This window comes from Janthinobacterium sp. CG_23.3, from assembly GCF_046115965.1.
In the GTDB taxonomy this organism is placed as follows: Bacteria; Pseudomonadota; Gammaproteobacteria; order Burkholderiales; family Burkholderiaceae_D; genus Janthinobacterium.
In genome coordinates this window covers 1-18,380 of sequence record NZ_JBJXIB010000121.1, presented here as the reverse complement: position 1 = coordinate 18,380, position 18,380 = coordinate 1, and the positions used below count along the sequence as shown (strand labels likewise).

14 protein-coding genes are annotated in these 18,380 nt (G+C 65.2%); 8 read left to right on the top strand and 6 right to left on the bottom strand.

Annotated elements, in window-relative coordinates; translation table 11 throughout:
- Positions 1 to 144 precede the first annotated feature (144 nt).
- The 3 genes from ACFDR9_RS22320 to ACFDR9_RS22310 form a co-directional block, all read right to left on the bottom strand.
- Positions 145 to 675 (bottom strand): hypothetical protein, encoded by a 531-nt coding sequence (locus tag ACFDR9_RS22320; RefSeq protein WP_409032402.1) that lies wholly within the window; start codon positions 673 to 675, stop codon positions 145 to 147.
- Positions 635 to 2,176 (bottom strand): hypothetical protein, encoded by a 1,542-nt coding sequence (locus ACFDR9_RS22315; protein WP_409032401.1) that lies wholly within the window; start codon positions 2,174 to 2,176, stop codon positions 635 to 637. Before ACFDR9_RS22315 ends, ACFDR9_RS22320 begins: the two co-directional genes overlap by 41 nt.
- 203 nt (positions 2,177 to 2,379) lie before the next feature.
- A complete protein-coding gene (locus tag ACFDR9_RS22310) occupies positions 2,380 to 3,729 on the bottom strand; it encodes a type VI secretion system baseplate subunit TssF (RefSeq protein ID WP_409032400.1) in 1,350 nt (449 codons plus the stop codon).
- A 120-nt stretch (positions 3,730 to 3,849) separates the two neighbouring features.
- Here ACFDR9_RS22310 and ACFDR9_RS22305 point away from each other — a divergent pair, with 120 nt between their 5' ends.
- From ACFDR9_RS22305 to lysS, 6 genes are all read left to right on the top strand, one after another.
- The gene (locus ACFDR9_RS22305) at positions 3,850 to 4,287 is read left to right on the top strand and encodes an antitoxin Xre-like helix-turn-helix domain-containing protein (protein WP_017875817.1); all 438 of its coding nucleotides are present in this window, start codon (positions 3,850 to 3,852) and stop codon (positions 4,285 to 4,287) included.
- The gene (locus ACFDR9_RS22300; RefSeq protein WP_409032399.1) at positions 4,284 to 4,979 is read left to right on the top strand and encodes an RES family NAD+ phosphorylase; all 696 of its coding nucleotides are present in this window, start codon (positions 4,284 to 4,286) and stop codon (positions 4,977 to 4,979) included. Before ACFDR9_RS22305 ends, ACFDR9_RS22300 begins: the two co-directional genes overlap by 4 nt.
- Before the next feature lie 39 nt (positions 4,980 to 5,018).
- Entirely contained in the window at positions 5,019 to 5,339 is a 321-nt protein-coding gene (locus ACFDR9_RS22295) for a DUF2288 domain-containing protein (protein ID WP_409032398.1), read from the top strand.
- 167 nt (positions 5,340 to 5,506) lie between these two features.
- A protein-coding gene (prfB, locus tag ACFDR9_RS22290; protein ID WP_157406499.1) for a peptide chain release factor 2 occupies positions 5,507 to 6,611 on the top strand; the annotation gives its coding sequence in 2 pieces (ribosomal slippage) (positions 5,507 to 5,587 and positions 5,589 to 6,611; 1,104 coding nt in all).
- A 3-nt stretch (positions 6,612 to 6,614) separates the two neighbouring features.
- A complete protein-coding gene (locus ACFDR9_RS22285) occupies positions 6,615 to 7,301 on the top strand; it encodes an HAD family hydrolase (RefSeq protein ID WP_409032397.1) in 687 nt (228 codons plus the stop codon).
- A gap of 23 nt (positions 7,302 to 7,324) precedes the next feature.
- Positions 7,325 to 8,854 carry a lysine--tRNA ligase gene (gene lysS, locus ACFDR9_RS22280; RefSeq protein ID WP_409032396.1) on the top strand — a complete coding sequence of 510 codons (1,530 nt, stop codon included), beginning with the start codon at positions 7,325 to 7,327 and terminating at the stop codon, positions 8,852 to 8,854.
- A gap of 122 nt (positions 8,855 to 8,976) precedes the next feature.
- Here lysS and ppnN read toward each other — a convergent pair whose 3' ends face one another.
- Positions 8,977 to 10,347: a nucleotide 5'-monophosphate nucleosidase PpnN gene (ppnN, locus tag ACFDR9_RS22275; RefSeq protein ID WP_409032395.1), complete on the bottom strand. Its 1,371-nt coding sequence runs from the start codon at positions 10,345 to 10,347 to the stop codon at positions 8,977 to 8,979.
- Positions 10,348 to 10,686: 339 nt separating this feature from the next.
- Here ppnN and ACFDR9_RS22270 point away from each other — a divergent pair, with 339 nt between their 5' ends.
- Entirely contained in the window at positions 10,687 to 12,192 is a 1,506-nt protein-coding gene (locus ACFDR9_RS22270) for a peptide MFS transporter (protein WP_409032394.1), read from the top strand.
- 290 nt (positions 12,193 to 12,482) lie between these two features.
- On the opposite strand, the gene ACFDR9_RS22265 is transcribed toward ACFDR9_RS22270, so the two are convergent.
- The gene (locus ACFDR9_RS22265) at positions 12,483 to 14,738 is read right to left on the bottom strand and encodes an OPT family oligopeptide transporter (RefSeq protein WP_409032393.1); all 2,256 of its coding nucleotides are present in this window, start codon (positions 14,736 to 14,738) and stop codon (positions 12,483 to 12,485) included.
- Positions 14,739 to 14,939: 201 nt separating this feature from the next.
- Here ACFDR9_RS22265 and ACFDR9_RS22260 point away from each other — a divergent pair, with 201 nt between their 5' ends.
- The gene (locus tag ACFDR9_RS22260; RefSeq protein WP_409032392.1) at positions 14,940 to 17,261 is read left to right on the top strand and encodes a penicillin-binding protein 1A; all 2,322 of its coding nucleotides are present in this window, start codon (positions 14,940 to 14,942) and stop codon (positions 17,259 to 17,261) included.
- Positions 17,262 to 17,367: 106 nt separating this feature from the next.
- Here the strand turns inward: ACFDR9_RS22260 and ACFDR9_RS22255 are convergent, their stop codons facing one another.
- Positions 17,368 to 18,072 carry a helix-turn-helix domain-containing protein gene (locus ACFDR9_RS22255; protein ID WP_017875827.1) on the bottom strand — a complete coding sequence of 235 codons (705 nt, stop codon included), beginning with the start codon at positions 18,070 to 18,072 and terminating at the stop codon, positions 17,368 to 17,370.
- Positions 18,073 to 18,380 lie beyond the last annotated feature (308 nt).

The window sequence follows — 18,380 nt, the reverse complement described above, 5'->3', positions numbered from 1 at the left end:
ATTTGGTTGTTTTGTTTCTGTACTGCTGTCTCGTTGAAGGTGTCTTGGAGGGGTTTGTTGAAGCGTACATCGACCCCCCGGGGGGGGGGAGGAGGGGGGAGGCCAGCCCCCCCCCCCCCCCCCCCCCCCCCCCCGCTACACCGCTCAAGGAAGGTCTTGCTCGGCATACGCGCACCACGCGTGGTCGCAACGGCCCACCAGTTCGCGCGCGTCGGCAATGGTGATGCGGCCGTCGTGGTCGAGGTCGCGCGGGTCCTCGGCGCCGTACGCGTCGGTGTTGAGCGACGCCATGATGATGCCGAGGTCCCAGCGGTTGACCGCCATGTCGCCGTTCAGGTCGCCCGCCGGCGCCCGCGCCACGGTGTACGTCAGCGTCAATTCCGAATAATCGAGCGCCCTGCCGTCGCCGAACAGCAGGTCCAGGCGGTTCTGCGCGCGCAGCATCGGCAACAGGTCGCGCACGCCGTCGGGGCGGCCGGGATAGGCGGCGGCCAAGCGCGCCCGCAGCGGCACTTTGGCCAGGTTCACGCTGAGGTTATAGGTCTGGCCGGGCTGCGGCGGCGCGCCCAGCAAGTCGCCCAGCGCGATCACGTTGCCGGAATACGGCTCGGCGACGGTTGGCAGCGCGCTCTCGTTATACAGGATGAACTGGGCGCCGGCGGCGGCCCCGGTCACGCGTACCCGAGCCTTGAGCGTGGCCGAGGTAATCAGCGGCGCACCCTGCGGCCAGGTAAATCTCGTGCGTCAGGCCGACCGTGTTGCGGGGCGCGACGACGTCCATGTCGACGGCCGGCGCGCCGGCCTCGCCGGCGAAGTAGGCGATCAGATCGGCCACATGCGCCGATTTCGGCGCGGCGTCGGCCGCGTCGCCGGGGTGGAAATTGTCCTGGTCGCCGATCAGCTGGCGCATCCATGTGTCCACGTCGAATTGCTTCAGGACCAAGCTGGAATAGTCGACCATGGTGTCGTCGGTGAACACCAGGTCGAGGCGCCGGCGGCTCACCGCGTGGGGCAACATATTGCGATAATTGTCCGGCACGCCGGAATAACTGTCGGCGCTGAAGTCGCGCGTGGGATAACTCTGCACGTCCAGCTTCAGGGTGTAGGTTTTACCCGCGACGGGCACCTCGCGCAGCAGGTCAACCAGCGCAATGACACTGTGGAAACGCCGGTCCGAGCCATATGGCGGCAGGGTTAAATTGTTTAAGATGAAGTCGTTGCCGGCCACCTCGCCGCTCATGCGGATACGCACGTCGACGTTGGCCGCTTCGATCGGATAGCCGCGCGGCACCGCCATGAAATGGCTGACTGCAACCGGATTGTGGTGCGCCGGCACATCCAGATTGCGCACCGGCCCCTGTCCCGGCGCCGCCTGTAGGTACTCGACGAAGCTGCGCGCCAGCGGCGACAGGGAGACCACGTCGGCCGCGTCGCCCGGATGCAAGTCGTCGCGGTCGCCAACCAGGCTGTCGATGAAGCGCCCGGGGTCGCCCGACAGCGCGAAGTGTCCCTCGACCCCCTCGGCGCTGGCGCAGACCGACAGCGCGGCGGCCATGGCCTGCGTGTCCAGCAAGACCCGCTCCCAGAAGCAGCTGAACACCGCTTGCGACTTGGCGCTTGGCGTCGGCAAGCCGGCCCGGATGAAGGTGCGCGCGCCCGCCGCCATGACGGCGGCCGGCATGGCGGCATCGACCCGGGTAGTGAAGAAAACCACCTTGTGTTCGAGCGCCCCGGCGCGAAGGCGCTGGAAATACGGCGTGTCCAGCGCGCCGCCGTGCACTTGGACCGGCGACGCGTTGCCGGCGCCCACCACGCCGACGGCCAGGATGTCCGGTGCTTCCAGTACCGCCCGCACGGCGGGAAGGGCGGCCCGGGCGCCGACCAGGGTGTGGCACAAATAACGGGCCAGGCGGGCGCGGTCGCAGGAAGCGGCAACGGCGTCGCTCAGCGCCGACGACGCCGTGATGAACACCATGTCGGTGTCGGGCGCCTGCGTCGAGGGTGGCGGCGCAGTCCTCGGCGGCGGGCCACCGATAAAATTGGCGGCGGCCGCGCCGGCGGCACGGGCGGCGGGCGGCGCCGGCTCGCTTGCCACCGCAACTAGCGGGTTAAGGAATATAGTCAGAAGCAGCGCGGCGGCGGCCGGCACTCCGGCCAAGGGGGCGATCGTATACATGCGCATCTCCAGTGGTCCGGCCGCAACAACACGTCATTGCCGGCGCGACGAAGCGCACGCAAGACTCGCGCCAAGCGCGGGAAAGGGTTGGGAAAAGCCGTTAAATCAAGCACTTGCGGCAAGCGTCCGGGGCGCCGCGGGAGCATGCATGGACGCGGCGTCATTTTTTCCGACAGCGGAAGTTGGAAAGGCCACGCTGCCCATTAAAGGCTGAGGCCGGCAAGGGTCGGTTTTTTTCGCGGCGCCGTGACGGCGTGCCAATTGAGCCGGTCGGCGTTGGCGCGCACCAGGTTCGCGCCACTATTGCACGGCGCGCAGCGCAACACCTCCTCACCGCTGCGTTCGCAAACCAGCCGCAATTCGATAAAGCCGGCGGGGTCGACATGCTCGCCGAGAAACGCCGCCATCGCCTCGGCGAAGGCGTGCATCCCGTGGCCGGCGAAGCCCGGGGCATCGAGCGTCATGCGCACGCCGACGCCGCGTACCAGGGCCACGCCGTCGCGGCCGCGCAGCCATGCCTCCGCCGGCCGATGCACCAGCCGCGCGATGGCGGAAATCACCCATTGGCGCAGCGTCGGCCGCGCCATGTCATACAAGGTCAGCATCTGGGCGAACGCCGGCGCCCCGCGCTCGGTCGAACATTGGAGCTGGCAGACGCCGGCGGGCGCGGCCAGCGCGAAAACCGGCGTGCAACCCAACAGCAGATTCTTGCTCGACAGGCGAGCCAGTCGGCGCGCCATGTCGGAGTCGGCCGGCACGCGCGTCAACCCCAGATGCAGGGTCAGAACGCGGCCGCCGGGGGGCAGATATTTGCGCAGCGCCGCGACGTCGATGTCGACGAAGTTGAATTTTTCGGGAAAGGCAAGGTATTCCGCCAGCAGGCGGCCGGATGCGGCCGGCAGCAGCGCGTCGGCGGCGGCGAAGCCTACCGGGCCCAGCGGAATGCGGTCGAGCAGACTCCAATGGCCGCTGCCGCTGATCTCGACGTAGGCGCAAACGGTGTGCGCGAACAAGGCGTCGCGCAGCGCGGCGCAGAACTCGGGTTCGCCATCGAGATAGACGCGCAGCGCCGGCAAGCCGAGCCGGTCCAGCGCCGGCGCCTCGGCGCAGCTTTCAATGACCAGGCTGATGCACGCGGACACGCCGGACGGCAGGCCCGGCGCGGCGGCCGGCGCCAACCTGGCGAAGCGGGCCTGCGACAGCAGCACGGGCGCCAGCGTGACGTCGTAGGCGGTGCGCCAGCCGCTTGCCGCGAACGAGCCGGACAGCGGCGTCAATACGCTGCCGCGGGCGACGGTGGTGGCGTCGCCGCACTGGCGCGCCGCGTCGCCGTTGCCATCGATGTGGGCGATCGCGCAGGCGCGAAGCGGGCGCCCACCACCCTGCAGCAGCCATGCGGGCGGCGCCGTCGCGGCAGACCGCATGCCGGTCTCCGCGCTGGTGTTGGCGCGCACGAGAAATTCGCGGCAGGCGCCGCGCAGTTGGTCCAGCGCCCGCTCGGCATACGGCAGCAACTGCTCCATCGTCCCCTCCCCATCTGGCGCGTTCAGCACGCTCTTCATACTGGCAGGAAACTTCGTCGCCTTCCTTGAGCGGCAACAAGGGTGCGTGGCGCGCGTGGCTTGCAATCCATCCTATAACGGAGTATAAATTATCCATTACCGGAGCCAATCATGAGCCTAGCCTACGCCTACCCGAAAAGCCACTTCGAACCGACCGTGTTGGTGGATTTGACCGCCAAGAGCGAGCGCGAACGCCTGTCCAAGTCCGCCCTGAAGGGCTTCTTCAAGCTTGCCGCGGCGTGGAAGCTGCGCGACGACGACGCCCGCGAACTGCTTGGCGGCCTCTCCAGCAGCGCCTACTATGAATGGAAAAAGAACCCCGACCGGGTGCTCGACGTGGACCGCATCACGCGCGTTTCCTACCTGCTGGGCATCTACAAGGCGCTGCACATCCTGTACGGCGACAAGCTCGCCGACGAATGGGTGACGCTGCCGAACAGCAACCAGATCTTCGCCGGGCGCACCCCGCTGGCGCACATGCTGCGCGGCGGCCTGTTGGCGATGCAGACGGTGCGCAAACTGCTCGACGCCCGCCGCGGAGGCCTGTGACCTTGGCCATATCCGCGCTACCCCCGCTGTCGTTGCTGCGCCAGTTCGACACCTGCCGCCTGATCCAGTCGCGCTTCGCCGACGTCGAGGACTCGGTGCTGGCGCCGCTGGCCGACGACACCGGCCATCTGCGCGACCTGTTCGACCTCGACAATGCCACCAACGCCCGCCTGATCGCCGAATCGGGCGGCGCGGCCGGCATCGGCGTTGACGAACTGGTGTCCCGCGTACCCAACTTCCGCATCGTCAACGCCGCCTTTACCTACGCCAGGCCGGAAGGCAGCCGCTTCAACGACGGCGAGCGCGGCGCCTGGTACTGCGCCTTCGACGCCGCCACGGCGCTGGCCGAAATCACCTTCCACAAGAGCGTCGAATACCAGGAAATTCAGCGTTTCGACGACAGCGTCAGCTACCAGTTGATGCTGGCCGACTTCAGCGCCGAGTTCCACGACCTGCGCGGCCTGGAGACGTTCCGCGCCTGCCTGGCCCCGGCCAGCTACCTCGACTCGCAACAACTGGCGGCGCGCCTGCTCGACGCCGGTTCGCTGGGGCTGATTTTCCCCAGCGTGCGGCGCGACGGCGGCACCAACCTGGCCTGCTTCCGGCCTGCGCTGGTGGGCAATGTTCGCAAAGGCGACGTCTATCGGTTAACATGGGAGGGTACGCCGACGCCGCGCATCGACATCGTCTGAGCGCGCCGGACTCCCCTATGACATCGAACGAGTACCAACATGCAAACCAAACCCGAGAACGATACCGACCTGCGCATCAAAGTCAACCGAGAAACCGCGCGGCTGCCATGGAGTGAGCTGGAGAAGCATTTCGCACAAGGCAACGTGGTGTTCGTCACCAGCGATCTCGACCTGGTCGAGGTGGCGGTGCGCATTTCGCACGACGACAAGGCCACCATCGTTCAATGGATGGCCGAGCGCAAGGTGATGAAGGCGTCGGACCAGCAGGCGCAAAGCTGGCAGCAGGCCGACGCCACGCTGTGGGCGGTGGTGGTCAGCCCGTTTATTCTGGTACAAGAGGAAAAGCCGGCCGTGCATTAAGCAGTCGCCATTCACGGTACGCGCGCGGCGGCAAGTCGAATCCAGGATAAAGGGAGTCGGCAGCATAACACCAAGGTTTACCTGGCGTTGTTGTCGATTGGCGCGGGATTCGGCCGCGCGCTCGGGTATAATCCAAGGTTTGATTTTCACTATAAGAAGACACCATCATGGAAGCCGAACGCATCAACTCCCTCTCCGCCCTGCTCGCCGATCTGACGATCCGCGAAGCCGAACTTCGGAGGTATCTTTGACTTCGATACGAAGTCAGAGAAGCTAGAGCAAGTCAATGAAGAATTAGAGGATCCGACCGTCTGGAACGATCCGAAGCGCGCCCAGGACCTCGGCAAGGAGAAGAAGGCGCTGGAGTCCATCGTCTTTACGCTGACCAAGGCCGACGCCGATCTGCGCGATACGAACGATCTGTTCGCCATGGCGCGCGAGGAGCAGGACGACGAGACGCTCGAGGCGGTCATCGCCGACGTCGACGCCATCAAGTTGATCATCGAGGGCATGGAGTTCCGCCGCATGTTCAACAATCCGATGGACCCGAACAACTGCTTTATCGATATCCAGGCCGGCGCCGGCGGCACCGAGGCGCAGGATTGGGCCTCGATGCTGTTGCGCCAGTATCTGCGCTATTGCGAACGCAAGGGTTTCACGGTCGAGATCCTGGAGCAGTCCGACGGCGAGGTCGCCGGTATCAAGACCGCCACGCTGAAGGTCGAGGGCGACCACGCCTATGGCTTCCTGCGCACGGAAACCGGGGTCCATCGCCTGGTGCGCAAGTCGCCCTTCGATTCCGCCAACGGCCGCCACACCTCGTTTACCAGCCTGTTCGTGTATCCGGAAGTCGATGATTCGATCGAGATCGACGTCAACCCCGCCGATATCCGCGTCGACACCTACCGCGCGTCCGGCGCCGGCGGTCAGCACATTAACAAAACCGACTCCGCGGTCCGTATGACGCACGCGCCCACCGGTATCGTGGTGCAGTGCCAGAACGACCGCAGCCAGCACCGCAACCGCGCCGAGGCGATGGAGATGCTGAAGTCGCGCCTGTACGAGCATGAGCTGCGCAAGCGCATGAGCGAGCAGCAGAAGCTGGAAGACTCGAAGACCGACGTCGGCTGGGGCCACCAGATCCGCTCCTACGTGCTGGACCAGTCGCGCATCAAGGATTTGCGCACCGGTTTCGAAACCGGCAACACCAAGGGCGTGCTGGACGGCGATATCGACGAGTTCATTTCGGCTTCACTCAAGCAAGGCGTATAAACGATGACTTTTCCCCAGCGCGCGTTCATCTTCGACATGGACGGCACGATCGTCGACAACATGGCCTTCCACACCGAGTCCTGGATGACGTTTTTCCAGCGCCGCGGCCATGTGCTCGACGCCGACGATTTTTTCCTCAGCACGGCCGGGCGCCAGGGACACGAGATTATCCGCTCCTACCTGGGCGACGTTTTCAGCCCGGCCGAGCACGTCGCGCTGATGGCTGAGAAGGAGTCGGTTTACCGCGAGCTGTACGCGCCGCACCTGGCCACCGTGGCCGGTTTCGACGCGCTGGTCAAGGCCGCCCGCGGCGACGGCGTCGCGCTGGTGGTCGGCACCGCCGCGCCGAACGAGAACATCGTCTTCACGCTCGACGGGCTCGACCTGCGGCGCCATTTCGACGCCGTCGTCGGCGCCGCCGACGTCCAGCGCGGCAAGCCCCATCCGGACGTGTTCCTGATGGCGGCCGAGCGCGCCGGCGCGCTGCCCGAGAACTGCATCGTGTTCGAGGACGCGCCGCTGGGCGTGGAGGCGGCGCGCCGCGCCGGCATGCGCGCGGTGGTCCTGAGCACCACCCTGCCGGCCGAGGCTTTCGCGCACTTCGACAACGTCATCTGCGTCGCCCGCGATTTCCGCGAGCTGTCGGTCGAGGCGCTGTTCGCCAGCGGCCCGGCCGCACCCATCATTTAATTAGACAGACAAGACAAAACACCATGACCACGGATATCCAAGAACAAGCAGCAGCGCCGGACGAAAACAAGATCATCGCCGAGCGCCGCGCCAAGCTGGCCGCCCTGCGCACCCAGGGCGTCGCCTTCCCGAACGACTTCCGCCCGCGGCACAAGGCCGCCGACCTGCATCTGCAATACGGCGCCAAGACCCGTGAAGAGCTGGAAGCCGAGCCGGTCACCGTGGTGCTGGCCGGGCGCATGATGTTGAAACGCGAAGCCGGCAAGAAGGCCGCCTTCGCCACGCTGCAGGACGCCTCCGGCGCCAAGGCCGATGGCCGCATCCAGATCTACGCCACGCTCGACCTGACCGGCGAAGCGGCCATGGCCGCGCTGCACCACTACGACCTGGGCGATATCCTGGGCGTGACCGGCACGCTGTTCAAGACCAAGACCGACGAGCTGACCATCAAGGCCACCGAACTGCGCCTGATCACCAAGTCGCTGCGTCCGCTGCCGGACAAGTTCCACGGCCTGGCCGATCAGGAAACCAAATACCGCCAGCGCTACGTCGACCTGATCATGAACGAGGACACGCGCCGCACCTTCAAGGCGCGCACCGCCGCGATCTCGTCGATCCGCCGCTTCATGGAGAAGAACGAGTTCATGGAGGTGGAAACGCCGATGCTGCACACCATCCCGGGCGGCGCCGCGGCCAAGCCGTTCACCACCCACCACAACGCGCTCGACATGCAGATGTTCCTGCGCATCGCGCCCGAGCTGTACCTGAAACGCCTGGTGGTGGGCGGTTTCGACCGCGTCTTTGAGATCAACCGCAACTTCCGCAACGAGGGCGTGTCGATCCGTCACAATCCCGAGTTCACCATGATGGAGTTCTACGCCGCCTACACCGACTACAAGTGGCTGATGGACTTCACCGAGGCGGTGATCCGCCAGGCCGCCGTCGACGCCCACGGCACCGCCACGCTGACCTACGGCGGCCGCGAGCTGGACCTGGCCAAGCCGTTCCACCGCCTGACCATCGTCGGCGCGATCAACAAGTACGCGCCGCACTACAGCAACGAGCAGTTGCACGACGCCGGGTACATCAAGGCCGAATTGCTGAAGTTCGGCGTCAAGCCGCACGCCCACTCCGGCCTGGGCGCGCTGCAACTGGCGCTGTTCGAGGAAACCGCCGAGGCGCAGCTGTGGGAACCGACCTACATCATCGACTATCCGGTGGAAGTGTCGCCGCTGGCGCGCGCCTCCGACACGGTGGCCGGCATCACCGAGCGCTTCGAGCTGTTCATGGTCGGGCGCGAGATCGCCAACGGCTTCTCCGAGTTGAACGACGCCGAAGACCAGTCGGCCCGCTTCCTGGCCCAGGTGGCGGCCAAGGACGCCGGCGACGAAGAGGCGATGTACTACGACGCCGACTACATCCGCGCGCTGGAATACGGCATGCCGCCGGCCGGCGGTTGCGGCATCGGCATCGATCGCCTGATTATGATCATCACCGACTCGCCGAACATCCGCGACGTGCTGCTGTTCCCGCACCTGCGCCGCGAAGACTAATCGCGACGCCAGCAAAAAAGCCGCCCGGTGCGAACCGGGCGGCTTTTTTTATGGCTGGCGCGCGCGGCGAAGGCGCCGGCGACGTCGATTAAAACCAAGGTCGCGCCGGCGCCACGCGTCCCCTACTGGATCACGCGGTAGCACGGCGTGTACGACTTGCCGGCCAGCTTCATGCGGTGCTGCGCCACGAACGAGGCCAGCAGCGCGTCCATCGGTCCCATCACGGCGGCGTCGCCATGGATCTCGAAGTGGCCGTATTTCTCGATCGCGCGGATACCCTCGTCCTTGACGTTGCCCGCCACCACGCCCGAAAACGCCCGCCGCAGGTTGGCCGCCAGCAGATGCGTTTCCTGGTTCTTGTGCAGGCTCAGGTTGCGCATGTTCTCGTGCGTCGGCGCGAACGGCTTCTGGAATTCGCGGTCGATCTTCAGCAGCCAGTTGAAGTAATAGGCGTCGCTGTGGGCCTTGCGGAATTCGCGCACCTGTTTGATGCCGTCCAGCATTTCGCGCGCCACCAGTTCCGGGTCGTCGATGATGATCTTGTAGCGCAGTTGCGCCTCCGGCCCCAGCGTGTCGCTGATGAACTGGTTGATTTGCACGAAGTAGTCGCGCGACGCCTCCGGCCCGGTAAACACCAGCGGGAACGGCATGCCGGCGTTGTCCGGATGCAGCAGGATACCGAGGATGTAGAGGATCTCCTCGGCCGTGCCGGCGCCGCCCGGGAACACGACGATGCCGTGGCCGGTGCGCACGAACGCCTCCAGGCGTTTTTCGATGTCCGGCATGATCACCAGGTCGTTGACGATCGGATTCGGCGATTCGGCGGCGATGATGCCCGGCTCGGTGATGCCCAGGTAGCGCCCGGCGTGCAGGCGCTGCTTGGCGTGGCCGATGGTGGCGCCCTTCATCGGACCCTTCATCGCGCCGGGGCCGCAGCCGGTGCAGATGTCGAGGCCGCGCAAGCCCATCTGGTAGCCCACTTCCTTCGAGTAATTGTATTCGGCGCGGTTGATCGAGTGGCCGCCCCAGCACACCACCAGGTTCGGATTGAGCTGGGTCTGCAACACGTTGGCGTTGCGCAGGATGTGGAACACGGCGTCGGTGACGCCCTCGGTGCTGTTGAGGTCGAATTTCGGGTTGCCGGTCACCTCGTCGCTGACGAAGATAATGTCGCGCAGCACCGCGAACAGGTGCTCGTGGATGCCTTTGATCATTTTACCGTCGACGAAGGCGATCGCCGGCGCACCCTTGATGTCCAGCTTGATGCCGCGCTCGCGCTGGATGATGCTGATGTCGAACGATTCGTAACGTTCCAGCAGTTCCTTGCCATCGTCGATGGTGCTGCCGCAGTTCAGGACCGCGAGCGCGCAATTGCGGAAGGTGTTGTAAAGGCCACCCTGACTGGTGTCGAGCAGCTTGTTGACTTCCGTTTTGGAGAGCACGTCCAAGCGGCCCTCCGGCGAAACCAGGGTATCGACAACGTCATGTTCCATGATGCGAAAATCCTTTAAAAATACGGTGCCGGGAGGGCGCCATGCGGCACCGCCCTCCGAGTGATGAGCTTGCAATGCCAATATACGACAAGTCGACAAGTTTGTGGCCGCCAAATTCGCAAAAAACCAACGGCTGCGCGCCGCCGCGAGGCTAATCGGGTTGATATGAATAAGACATACTTGTTTATGCAAATCGAACTGCTCGCTTGCGGCAATTTGTAGATTAGAATGCCTCCCTATTGGAATTCCCCGGACATTACGGCGCCCTACCCGGGCGCCAGCGGAACCGGGTGGCTCCATATTTTTTATCCATTATAAAAATTTTTCAGGAGAAACCGCATGAGCGGTGCTACTACGTTGAACAAGGAAGCCACCCTTCCCGAGTTTAAGCAGATCATGGGCCACCCGAGCCCACTGTGGATGTTATTTATGACCGAATTCTGGGAACGCTTCGCGTTCTACGGCATTCGCTGGGCCCTGGTGCTCTACATCGTCGCCCAATTCCACGGCGGCGACGCCTCCGGCCAGGCCGTTGCCAACCTGACCTACGGTTCCTACCTCGCGCTGGTGTACGCCGGCGCCCTGTTCGGCGGCTACGTCGCCGACCGCGTCATCGGCTACCAGCGTTCGATCCTGATCGGCGCCTGCTTCATGGCCGCCGGCCTGTTCATGATTTCGATCCCCAACCCGGACGTCTTCAAACTGGGCCTGGCCACCATCATCGTCGGCAACGGCATGTTCAAGCCGAACATCTCGACCATGGTCGGCAAGCTCTATAGCGTCGCCGACACCCGCCGCGACAGCGGCTTCACGATCTTTTACATGGGTATCAACATGGGCGCCTTCTTCGCCCCCATCTTCACCCAGGTACTGGCGCAAAAAGTGTTCGGCACCGACGCCATGCCCGCCTACAAAATCGTCTTCATCGCGGCCGGCATCGGCATGCTGGTCAGCCTGGTCTGGTTCGCCATCGGCCGCAAGTCGCTGAAAGGCATCGGCGCGCCGGAACCCGAGGCGCAGAGCCGCCTGCGCATGGTCTACGTGACCATCGGCGCGCTGGTGGTCGTCCCGCTGGTATACTTCCTGCTGGCCGTCGGCGCCACCAACCTGCAATACGTGTTGTCGGTGCTGTTCGTCGGCCTGAGCATCATGTTGATGATCGAAGGCATCAAAAACGGCAAGGTCGCGCGCGACAAGGTCATCGCCATGTTGCTCATCTTCGCCTTCAACATCTTGTTCTGGATGTTCTTCGAACAGGCCGGCAGCTCGTTTACCTTCCTCGCTGAAAACATCGTCGACCGCCAACTGGGCGGCTTCGTCTTCCCGACCGCCTGGTTCCAGAGCGTCAATTCGATCGCCATCATCGCCTTCGCGCCGATCGTCGCCTTCGCCTGGATCTTGCTGGGCCGGCGCGACGCCAATCCGTCGATCCCGCGCAAATTCGGCCTGGGCCTGATCGGCAACGCCATCGCCTTCGGCCTGCTGATCTACGCACTGTCGAGCCTGGTCGACGGCAACGGCAAAATCCCGTTCTGGACCCTGTTCATGGTCTACGTGATCCAATCGGTGGGCGAACTGTGCCTGTCGCCGATCGGCCTGTCGATGGTCACCAAGCTGGCGCCGGTGCGCCTGGTCGGCCTGGGCATGGGCGGCTGGTTCCTCTCCACCGGTATCGGCAACAACCTGTCGGGCATCTTCGCCAGCCACGTCAGTGGCGAAAGCGGCCTGTCGGTGGCGTCGGCGCTGGACGGCTACTCTTTCGGCTTCTGGTCGCTGCTGGGCGCCGGCGTGGTGCTGTTCCTGATCGCGCCGCTGATCAACAAGCTGATGCACGGCGTCAAATAAACGCCGCGCTGTAAAGCGTCAATGAACACGGCGGCCCGCGGGCCGCCGTTTTTTATGGGTGAAGCGTTAGCGTGTCGTAGGTCGGATTAGCGGGACGCGTAATCCGACCATGTTGGCCGAAGCGAGCCGCGCCGCTCCAGGCCAAGCTTGTCGGCTTGCGCCGTTCCGTCCAACCCGACCGACGCAACCGGCCGACGTAACGCCATTGGCGTCGGCGCTGCGGACGCCTGCCAAAAAAATGCCGCTCGGCCTGGGCGGAGCGGCATTTGTGGCGGACTGAAGCGGCTAGCTTACGCGGCTTTCTTCTCCCGCGCGACCATGTACAGCAGTACGATCAGGGCGGCGTACGGCAGCAGCGACAGCGCGTCGGCGTTGATGCCTTCGTAGAACGGGTTGCTATGCTCGGCCCAGTTCGTCACGGCCTTGTCGAAGTTGGTCAGCAGGCCGGCCGTAATCGCGATGATGATGCCGGCCAGCGCGCCGCCGGCGATGTAACCGGACGCCAGCAACACGCCCGAGCTGCGGTCGCCCGCCGATTGCTTCTCTTCCGCCGTTAGGCCGACGTTGTGCGCCAGCTTGTTGTTGCGGCGGTCCACCAGCCAGCGGATGCCGCCGCCGATGAAGATCGGCAGGGTCGACGACAGCGGCAGGTAGACGCCGACCGAGAACGCCAGCGAGGCCACGCCGGCCATTTCCAGCACCACCGCGATCATCACGCCGAACAGCACCAGGGTCCACGGCAGTTTCTGGTCGAGGATGCCCTTGATGATGTAGGACATCAGCACCGCCTTCGGCGCGTCGTATTTCTTCACTTCCGATCCGTCCGGACGGGTCTTGTAGACGCCGTTGATGCCCGGATCGACCAGGTAGGCCAGTCTGCCGTCGTCGTGCACCAGGTATTTGCCGGCCGGGCCGCCGACGGTGTCGGGCTTTTGCCAGACTTTATAGGTCTTGGCGTCGTCGGCTGCCTGCGGGCCCTGCAGCGCCGCGGTGACAGTCAGTTTCGAGGCGTCGGTGGTGACGCCGGGCGCCACCTGCGCCGCCGGCACGTAGACGGTGCTGGCGTCGTTCAGTTTCAGCAGGATAGGCCCGAGGATCAGCGCCGACGACAGCGCGCCGGCGAGGATCGCGTATTGCTGCAGGCGCGGCGTGGCGCCGACCAGGAAGCCGGTCTTCAAGTCTTGCGAGGTGGTGCCGGCGTTGCTGGCGGCGATGCAGACGATGGCGCCGACCGACAGCGCGGTGACGTAGTACTGGCCGCCGGTCCAACCCATGATCAGGAAAATCAGGCAGGTGAACAGCAGCGTCGCCACGGCCATGCCGGAGATCGGGTTCGACGAGGAGCCGATTTCGCCGGTCAGGCGCGAGGACACGGTGGCGAACAGGAAGCCGAACACCAGGATCAGCAGCGCGCCCAGCAGGTTCATATGCAGCGGCGTGGCGACGGTGATCACGGCCAGGATGCCCAGGCAGCCGATGATGACCCATTTCAGCGGGATGTCCTGCTCGGTGCGCAGCGTCGAGGCCGGCTTGCTGCCCTTGCCCATGCTGGCCAGGCCGGCGGACAGGCTGCTCCAGATCATCGGCAGCGAACGCACCAGGCTGATCAGGCCGCCGGTGGCGACCGCGCCGGCGCCGATGTACAGCACGTAGGCGCTGCGCACCTCGTTCGGTCCCATCGCGCTGATCAGTTTGGTGCCCGGCGACAGGATTACGCCCATCTGGTCGCCGAAGAACTTGATCATCGGGATCAACAGCAGATAGGACAGCACGCCGCCGGCGGCCATCGTCGCGGCGATGCGCGGGCCGATGATGTAGCCGACGCCGAGCAGCTCGGGCGAGATTTCGGCGCCGATCGAGCCGGCCTTCAGCGGCGCGTCGAAGACCACGCCGGTGGTGTCCTTCCAGCCTTTGAAGGAGACGTTGAACACTTTATACAACAGGCCGACGCCGAAGCCGCCGAAGATGATCTTGGCGCGCCGTTTCGCGTCCAGCGCGGCCAGCGAGTCCTTCTGGATGCTTTCGCCGGCGGCGATGCGCGAGCTGTCGGTGGCGGCCGCCTTCAGCACCTCGGCGCAGGCCGTGCCTTCGGGGAATTTGAGTTCCTTGTGCTGGTCGACGATCAAGGTGCGGCGCATCGGGATCATCATCAGGATGCCGAGCAGGCCGCCGAGCACGCCGACCAGCATCACGCGCGAGATTTCCAGGTCGAAGCCGAGGATCAGGATGGCCGGCATGGTCACGCCCAGGCCGAAGGCGATCGATTCGCCGGCCGAGCCGGCGGTTTGGGTGATGCTGTTCTCGAGAATCGAGGAATCCTTGCCGCCGACCTTCTTGGCCAGGCCGAACAGGGTGATGGCGATGACGGCCACGGGGATCGACGCGCTCACCGTCAAACCGACCTTGAGCACCAGGTACAGCGACGAGGCGCCGAACACCATCCCCAGAATCACCCCCATGACCAGGGCGCGCAATGTCATCTCCGGTAGTTGCGCCTCGGCCGGGATATACGGCCGCACGGCCGGCTGTGTTACGTCTTTTGGCATTGAATCAATCCTTGTTATATATTTTTTAGGTCGAAACCGGCGGCGCCCGCGGCACGGACGGTTTCGTGCAACCGTGACTATCGCACAAGCTTGAATTGATTGAAAGCGTTTTTGCGGCCCTCCCGGCGCCGTGCGGAACGGCCGATTCGATGGTCTATAATTGGCCCACCGTGCGACGCACGCTTCTGTGAGAATTCCACTTTGACCGCTTCCCGTAACGCCCTCCCCACCTGGCTGACCCGCCGCCTCGCGCTGCGCGTGCTGATCGGCGCCGGCGCCGCCGCGCTGCTGGGCGCCGCCCTGCTGGCCGCCTACCTGTTCCTGTTCATCGCGCCCAAGCTGCCGGCGCTCGACGTCATCACCGACTACCGCCCCAAGATCCCGCTGCGCGTCTACACCGCCGACCAGGTGTTGATCGGCGAATTCGGCGAGGAGCACCGCGATTTCGTCGCCATCAAGGACGTGCCGGAGATGATGAAGAAGGCCTTGCTGGCGATCGAGGACACCGAGTTCTACGAGCACGGCGGCATCAACTACGTGCGCGCGCTGGGCGCCGCCAAGGCCAACCTGGGCGGCGGTACGCGCCAGGGCGGCTCGACCATCACGATGCAGGTGGCGCGCAACTTCTTCCTGACGCGCGACAAGGTATATTCGCGCAAGGTCAACGAAGTCATGCTCGCCTATAAAATCGAGGCGGCGCTGAGCAAGGACCAGATCCTGGAGCTGTATATGAACCAGATCTACCTGGGCCAGCGCTCCTACGGTTTCGGCAGCGCCGCCCAGACCTATTTCGGCAAGCCGCTGCAACAGCTGTCGCTGGCCGAAATGGCGATGCTGGCGGGCCTGCCGCAAAACCCGGCGCGCCACAACCCGGCCGTCAATCCGAAACGCGCGGCCCAGCGCCAACGCTTGGTGCTCAAGCGCCTGCGCGAGCTTGAATACATCAGCGCGGCGCAGTACGAGCAGGCGCTCAAGGAGCCGCTGCGGGTGCAACCGCGCGGCCAGCAGTTCGACACCCACGCCGAATACGTCGCCGAACTGGCGCGCCAGGCGGTCTTCGCCGAGTTCAAGGAGGAGGCCTACACCAAGGGTTTGAAGGTCTACACGACCATCCTCAAGGCCGACCAGGACGCCGCCTACGAGGCGGTGCGGCGCAACGTGCTGGCCTACGACCAGCGCCACGGCTACCGCGGCCCGGAAGCCTTCATCGACCTGCCGGCCACGCCGGAGGAGCGCGAAGAGGCCATCGACGAGGCGCTGCAGAAGCGTCCGCTGAGCGACCGCCTGATCGCCGCCGTCGTCACCTCGGTGTCGCCGAAGAAGGTGACGGTCGACGCCGGCGCCGACGAGGAAATCGAGATCCGCGGCGAGGGCCTGCGCTTCGCCGCGGCGGCGTTGGGCGCCAACGCCAAGGCGGGCGTCAGACTGGTGCCCGGCGCGCTGGTGCGCATCAGCCAGGACGGCAAGAAGGCCTGGAGCATCGTGCAAGTGCCGCAGGTGGCGGCGGCGTTCGTGGCGATCGACGCCAACACCGGCGCCTACCACGCCATGGTCGGCGGCTTCGACTACCGGCTGCAGCAGTTCAACCACGTCACGCAGGCCTGGCGCCAGCCCGGCTCGGCCTTCAAGCCCTTCGTCTACTCGGCGGCGCTGGAGAAGGGTTTTTCCCCGGCCACCCTGATTAGCGACGCGCCGCTGGAAATGAGCGGCGCCGAGGCCGGCGGCCAGAACTGGCAGCCGCAAAACGACGACGGCAAGTTCGAAGGTCCGATCAGCATGCGCTTCGCGCTGGCGCAGTCGAAGAACGTCGCCTCGGTGCGCATCCTGCGCGCCGTCACGGTGCCGTTCGCCCACACCTTCCTGGAGAAGTTCGGCTTCGACCCGGCCAAGCAGCCGAACAACCTGACGATGGCGCTGGGCACCGGCGCGGTGACGCCGGGCCAGCTGGCGGGCGCCTACGCGCTGTTCGCCAACGGCGGCTTCCAGGTGCAGCCCTACCTGATCGGCAAAGTCACCGACGCCCAGGGCGCCGTCGTCTCGGCAACCCAGGCGCCCGAGGCGGGGCTGGAAACGGCGCGCGGGCTGGACGCCCGCAACGCCTACATGGTCGACAACATGCTGCGCGACGTGGTGCGCTCGGGCACCGGCGCGGCGGCGACCCAGCGCCTGGGCCGCGGCGACATCGCCGGCAAGACCGGCACCACCAGCGACGCCTTCGACGGCTGGTTCGCCGGCTACGGCGGCGGCATCGTCGGCGTGGCGTGGATGGGCTTTGACGAACCGAAGTCGCTGGGCGGGCGCGAGTTCGGCGCCACCGCCGCCCTGCCGATCTGGATCGACTACATGAAGGTGGCGCTGGCCAGGCGGCCGCAGGCGGAACGGGCGGTGCCGGCCGGCTTGAGCCGGGTCGACGGCGACTGGGTGTACGACGAGTTCATCAACAACGGCGAGGTGCGCGCGCTCGACGTCGCGCCGGACGACATGCCGGCGGCGCCGGCGGCGTTTCCGCTGGAAACCAACTGACGCCGAGCAAACGACGCGCCATATGTAAACCGGCTTAGCCCGCAAGGGCGTAAGCCGACAACGTTGGCCCCGCGCCCGCCCGTAAAGCGTGCGCGGCGCCGCCATATCAGGCCGAAGCCGCCCCGCCCCGCCCCAAATAACTGCGCACCACCAACACCACGCTGTCGGCGAAGTCGTCGACATGCACCTTCCCCGCGCGGTATTTCCAGCGCTTCACATACCAATCCTGGAACAGCGACAGGCAATGCGCCGCCAGCAAGGTCGAATTGCCGGCCGGACGCGGCTCGATCTCGTCGATGATGCCGGCGATCAGGTTCTGCACGTACATTTCGGAATTTTTCGCCATGCTGCGTTGCTCGACCTGCAACACGCGCGAATCCATATACACGAAGTAAAACCACGGCTGCAAGATCTCCGACAGGTAGATCGAGGCGCGCACCAGCGCCTCAAGCCGGTCCAGCGGCACCTCCACGTTGCCGAACACCGGCGGCATTTCCCGCGTCGCGTGGCAGACCACGTCCTCGATCATCTCGGCCAGCTGGTCCTTGCCGCTGATGTAGCCGTACAAGCCGCCCATCGACAGGCCGGTTTCGCGGCACAGGTCGCGCAAGCTCATGGCGCGGAAACCGACGTCGTTGGCCAGGCGGAAGGTGGCGCCGAAGATGCGCTCCAGGTTCTCCAGCGCCGGCTTGCGCCGCTTGACGCCGATGCGCTCGGCGTGCCGGTCCAGGATATAGCTCCAAATATTGTCGCCGTTGAGCGGCGTCATGGTCTGGAATTGCGCGAAGTTGAAATGGGTCGACAAGTGCATTCCCAAAAACGTGGTGAAACGACGAAGGATCTTGTTATACGGAATGATTATAGCTCAGGAAAACAACTGATCAGATTATCAAGAAAATAAGGTGGTTTTATATTGCGGTGCGTCATGCTATTTCTGTCAAGTGGTGCTACATTAAATAAACCGAGCGATCGCTCTATTTATTTCCGCCATCAGAGCGGGAAGGATAAGGCGGCGCCGGCACCAGGGGGGGGGGGGGGGGGGGGGGGGGGGGGGGGGGGGGGGGGGGGGGGGGGGGGGGGGGGGGGGGGGGGGGGGGGGGGGGGGGGGGGGGGGGGGGG

Bases quoted from the DNA above. Each gene is read 5' to 3' on its own strand.
- ACFDR9_RS22305 (WP_017875817.1), top strand. From the start codon at position 3,850: ATGAGCCTAGCCTACGCCTACCCGAAAAGCCACTTCGAACCGACCGTG.
- ppnN (WP_409032395.1), bottom strand. From the start codon at position 10,347: ATGGAACATGACGTTGTCGATACCCTGGTTTCGCCGGAGGGCCGCTTG.
- lysS (WP_409032396.1), top strand. From the start codon at position 7,325: ATGACCACGGATATCCAAGAACAAGCAGCAGCGCCGGACGAAAACAAG.
- ACFDR9_RS22285 (WP_409032397.1), top strand. From the start codon at position 6,615: ATGACTTTTCCCCAGCGCGCGTTCATCTTCGACATGGACGGCACGATC.
- ACFDR9_RS22315 (WP_409032401.1), bottom strand. From the start codon at position 2,176: ATGTATACGATCGCCCCCTTGGCCGGAGTGCCGGCCGCCGCCGCGCTG.
- ACFDR9_RS22265 (WP_409032393.1), bottom strand. From the start codon at position 14,738: ATGCCAAAAGACGTAACACAGCCGGCCGTGCGGCCGTATATCCCGGCC.
- ACFDR9_RS22270 (WP_409032394.1), top strand. From the start codon at position 10,687: ATGAGCGGTGCTACTACGTTGAACAAGGAAGCCACCCTTCCCGAGTTT.
- ACFDR9_RS22295 (WP_409032398.1), top strand. From the start codon at position 5,019: ATGCAAACCAAACCCGAGAACGATACCGACCTGCGCATCAAAGTCAAC.
- ACFDR9_RS22255 (WP_017875827.1), bottom strand. From the start codon at position 18,072: ATGCACTTGTCGACCCATTTCAACTTCGCGCAATTCCAGACCATGACG.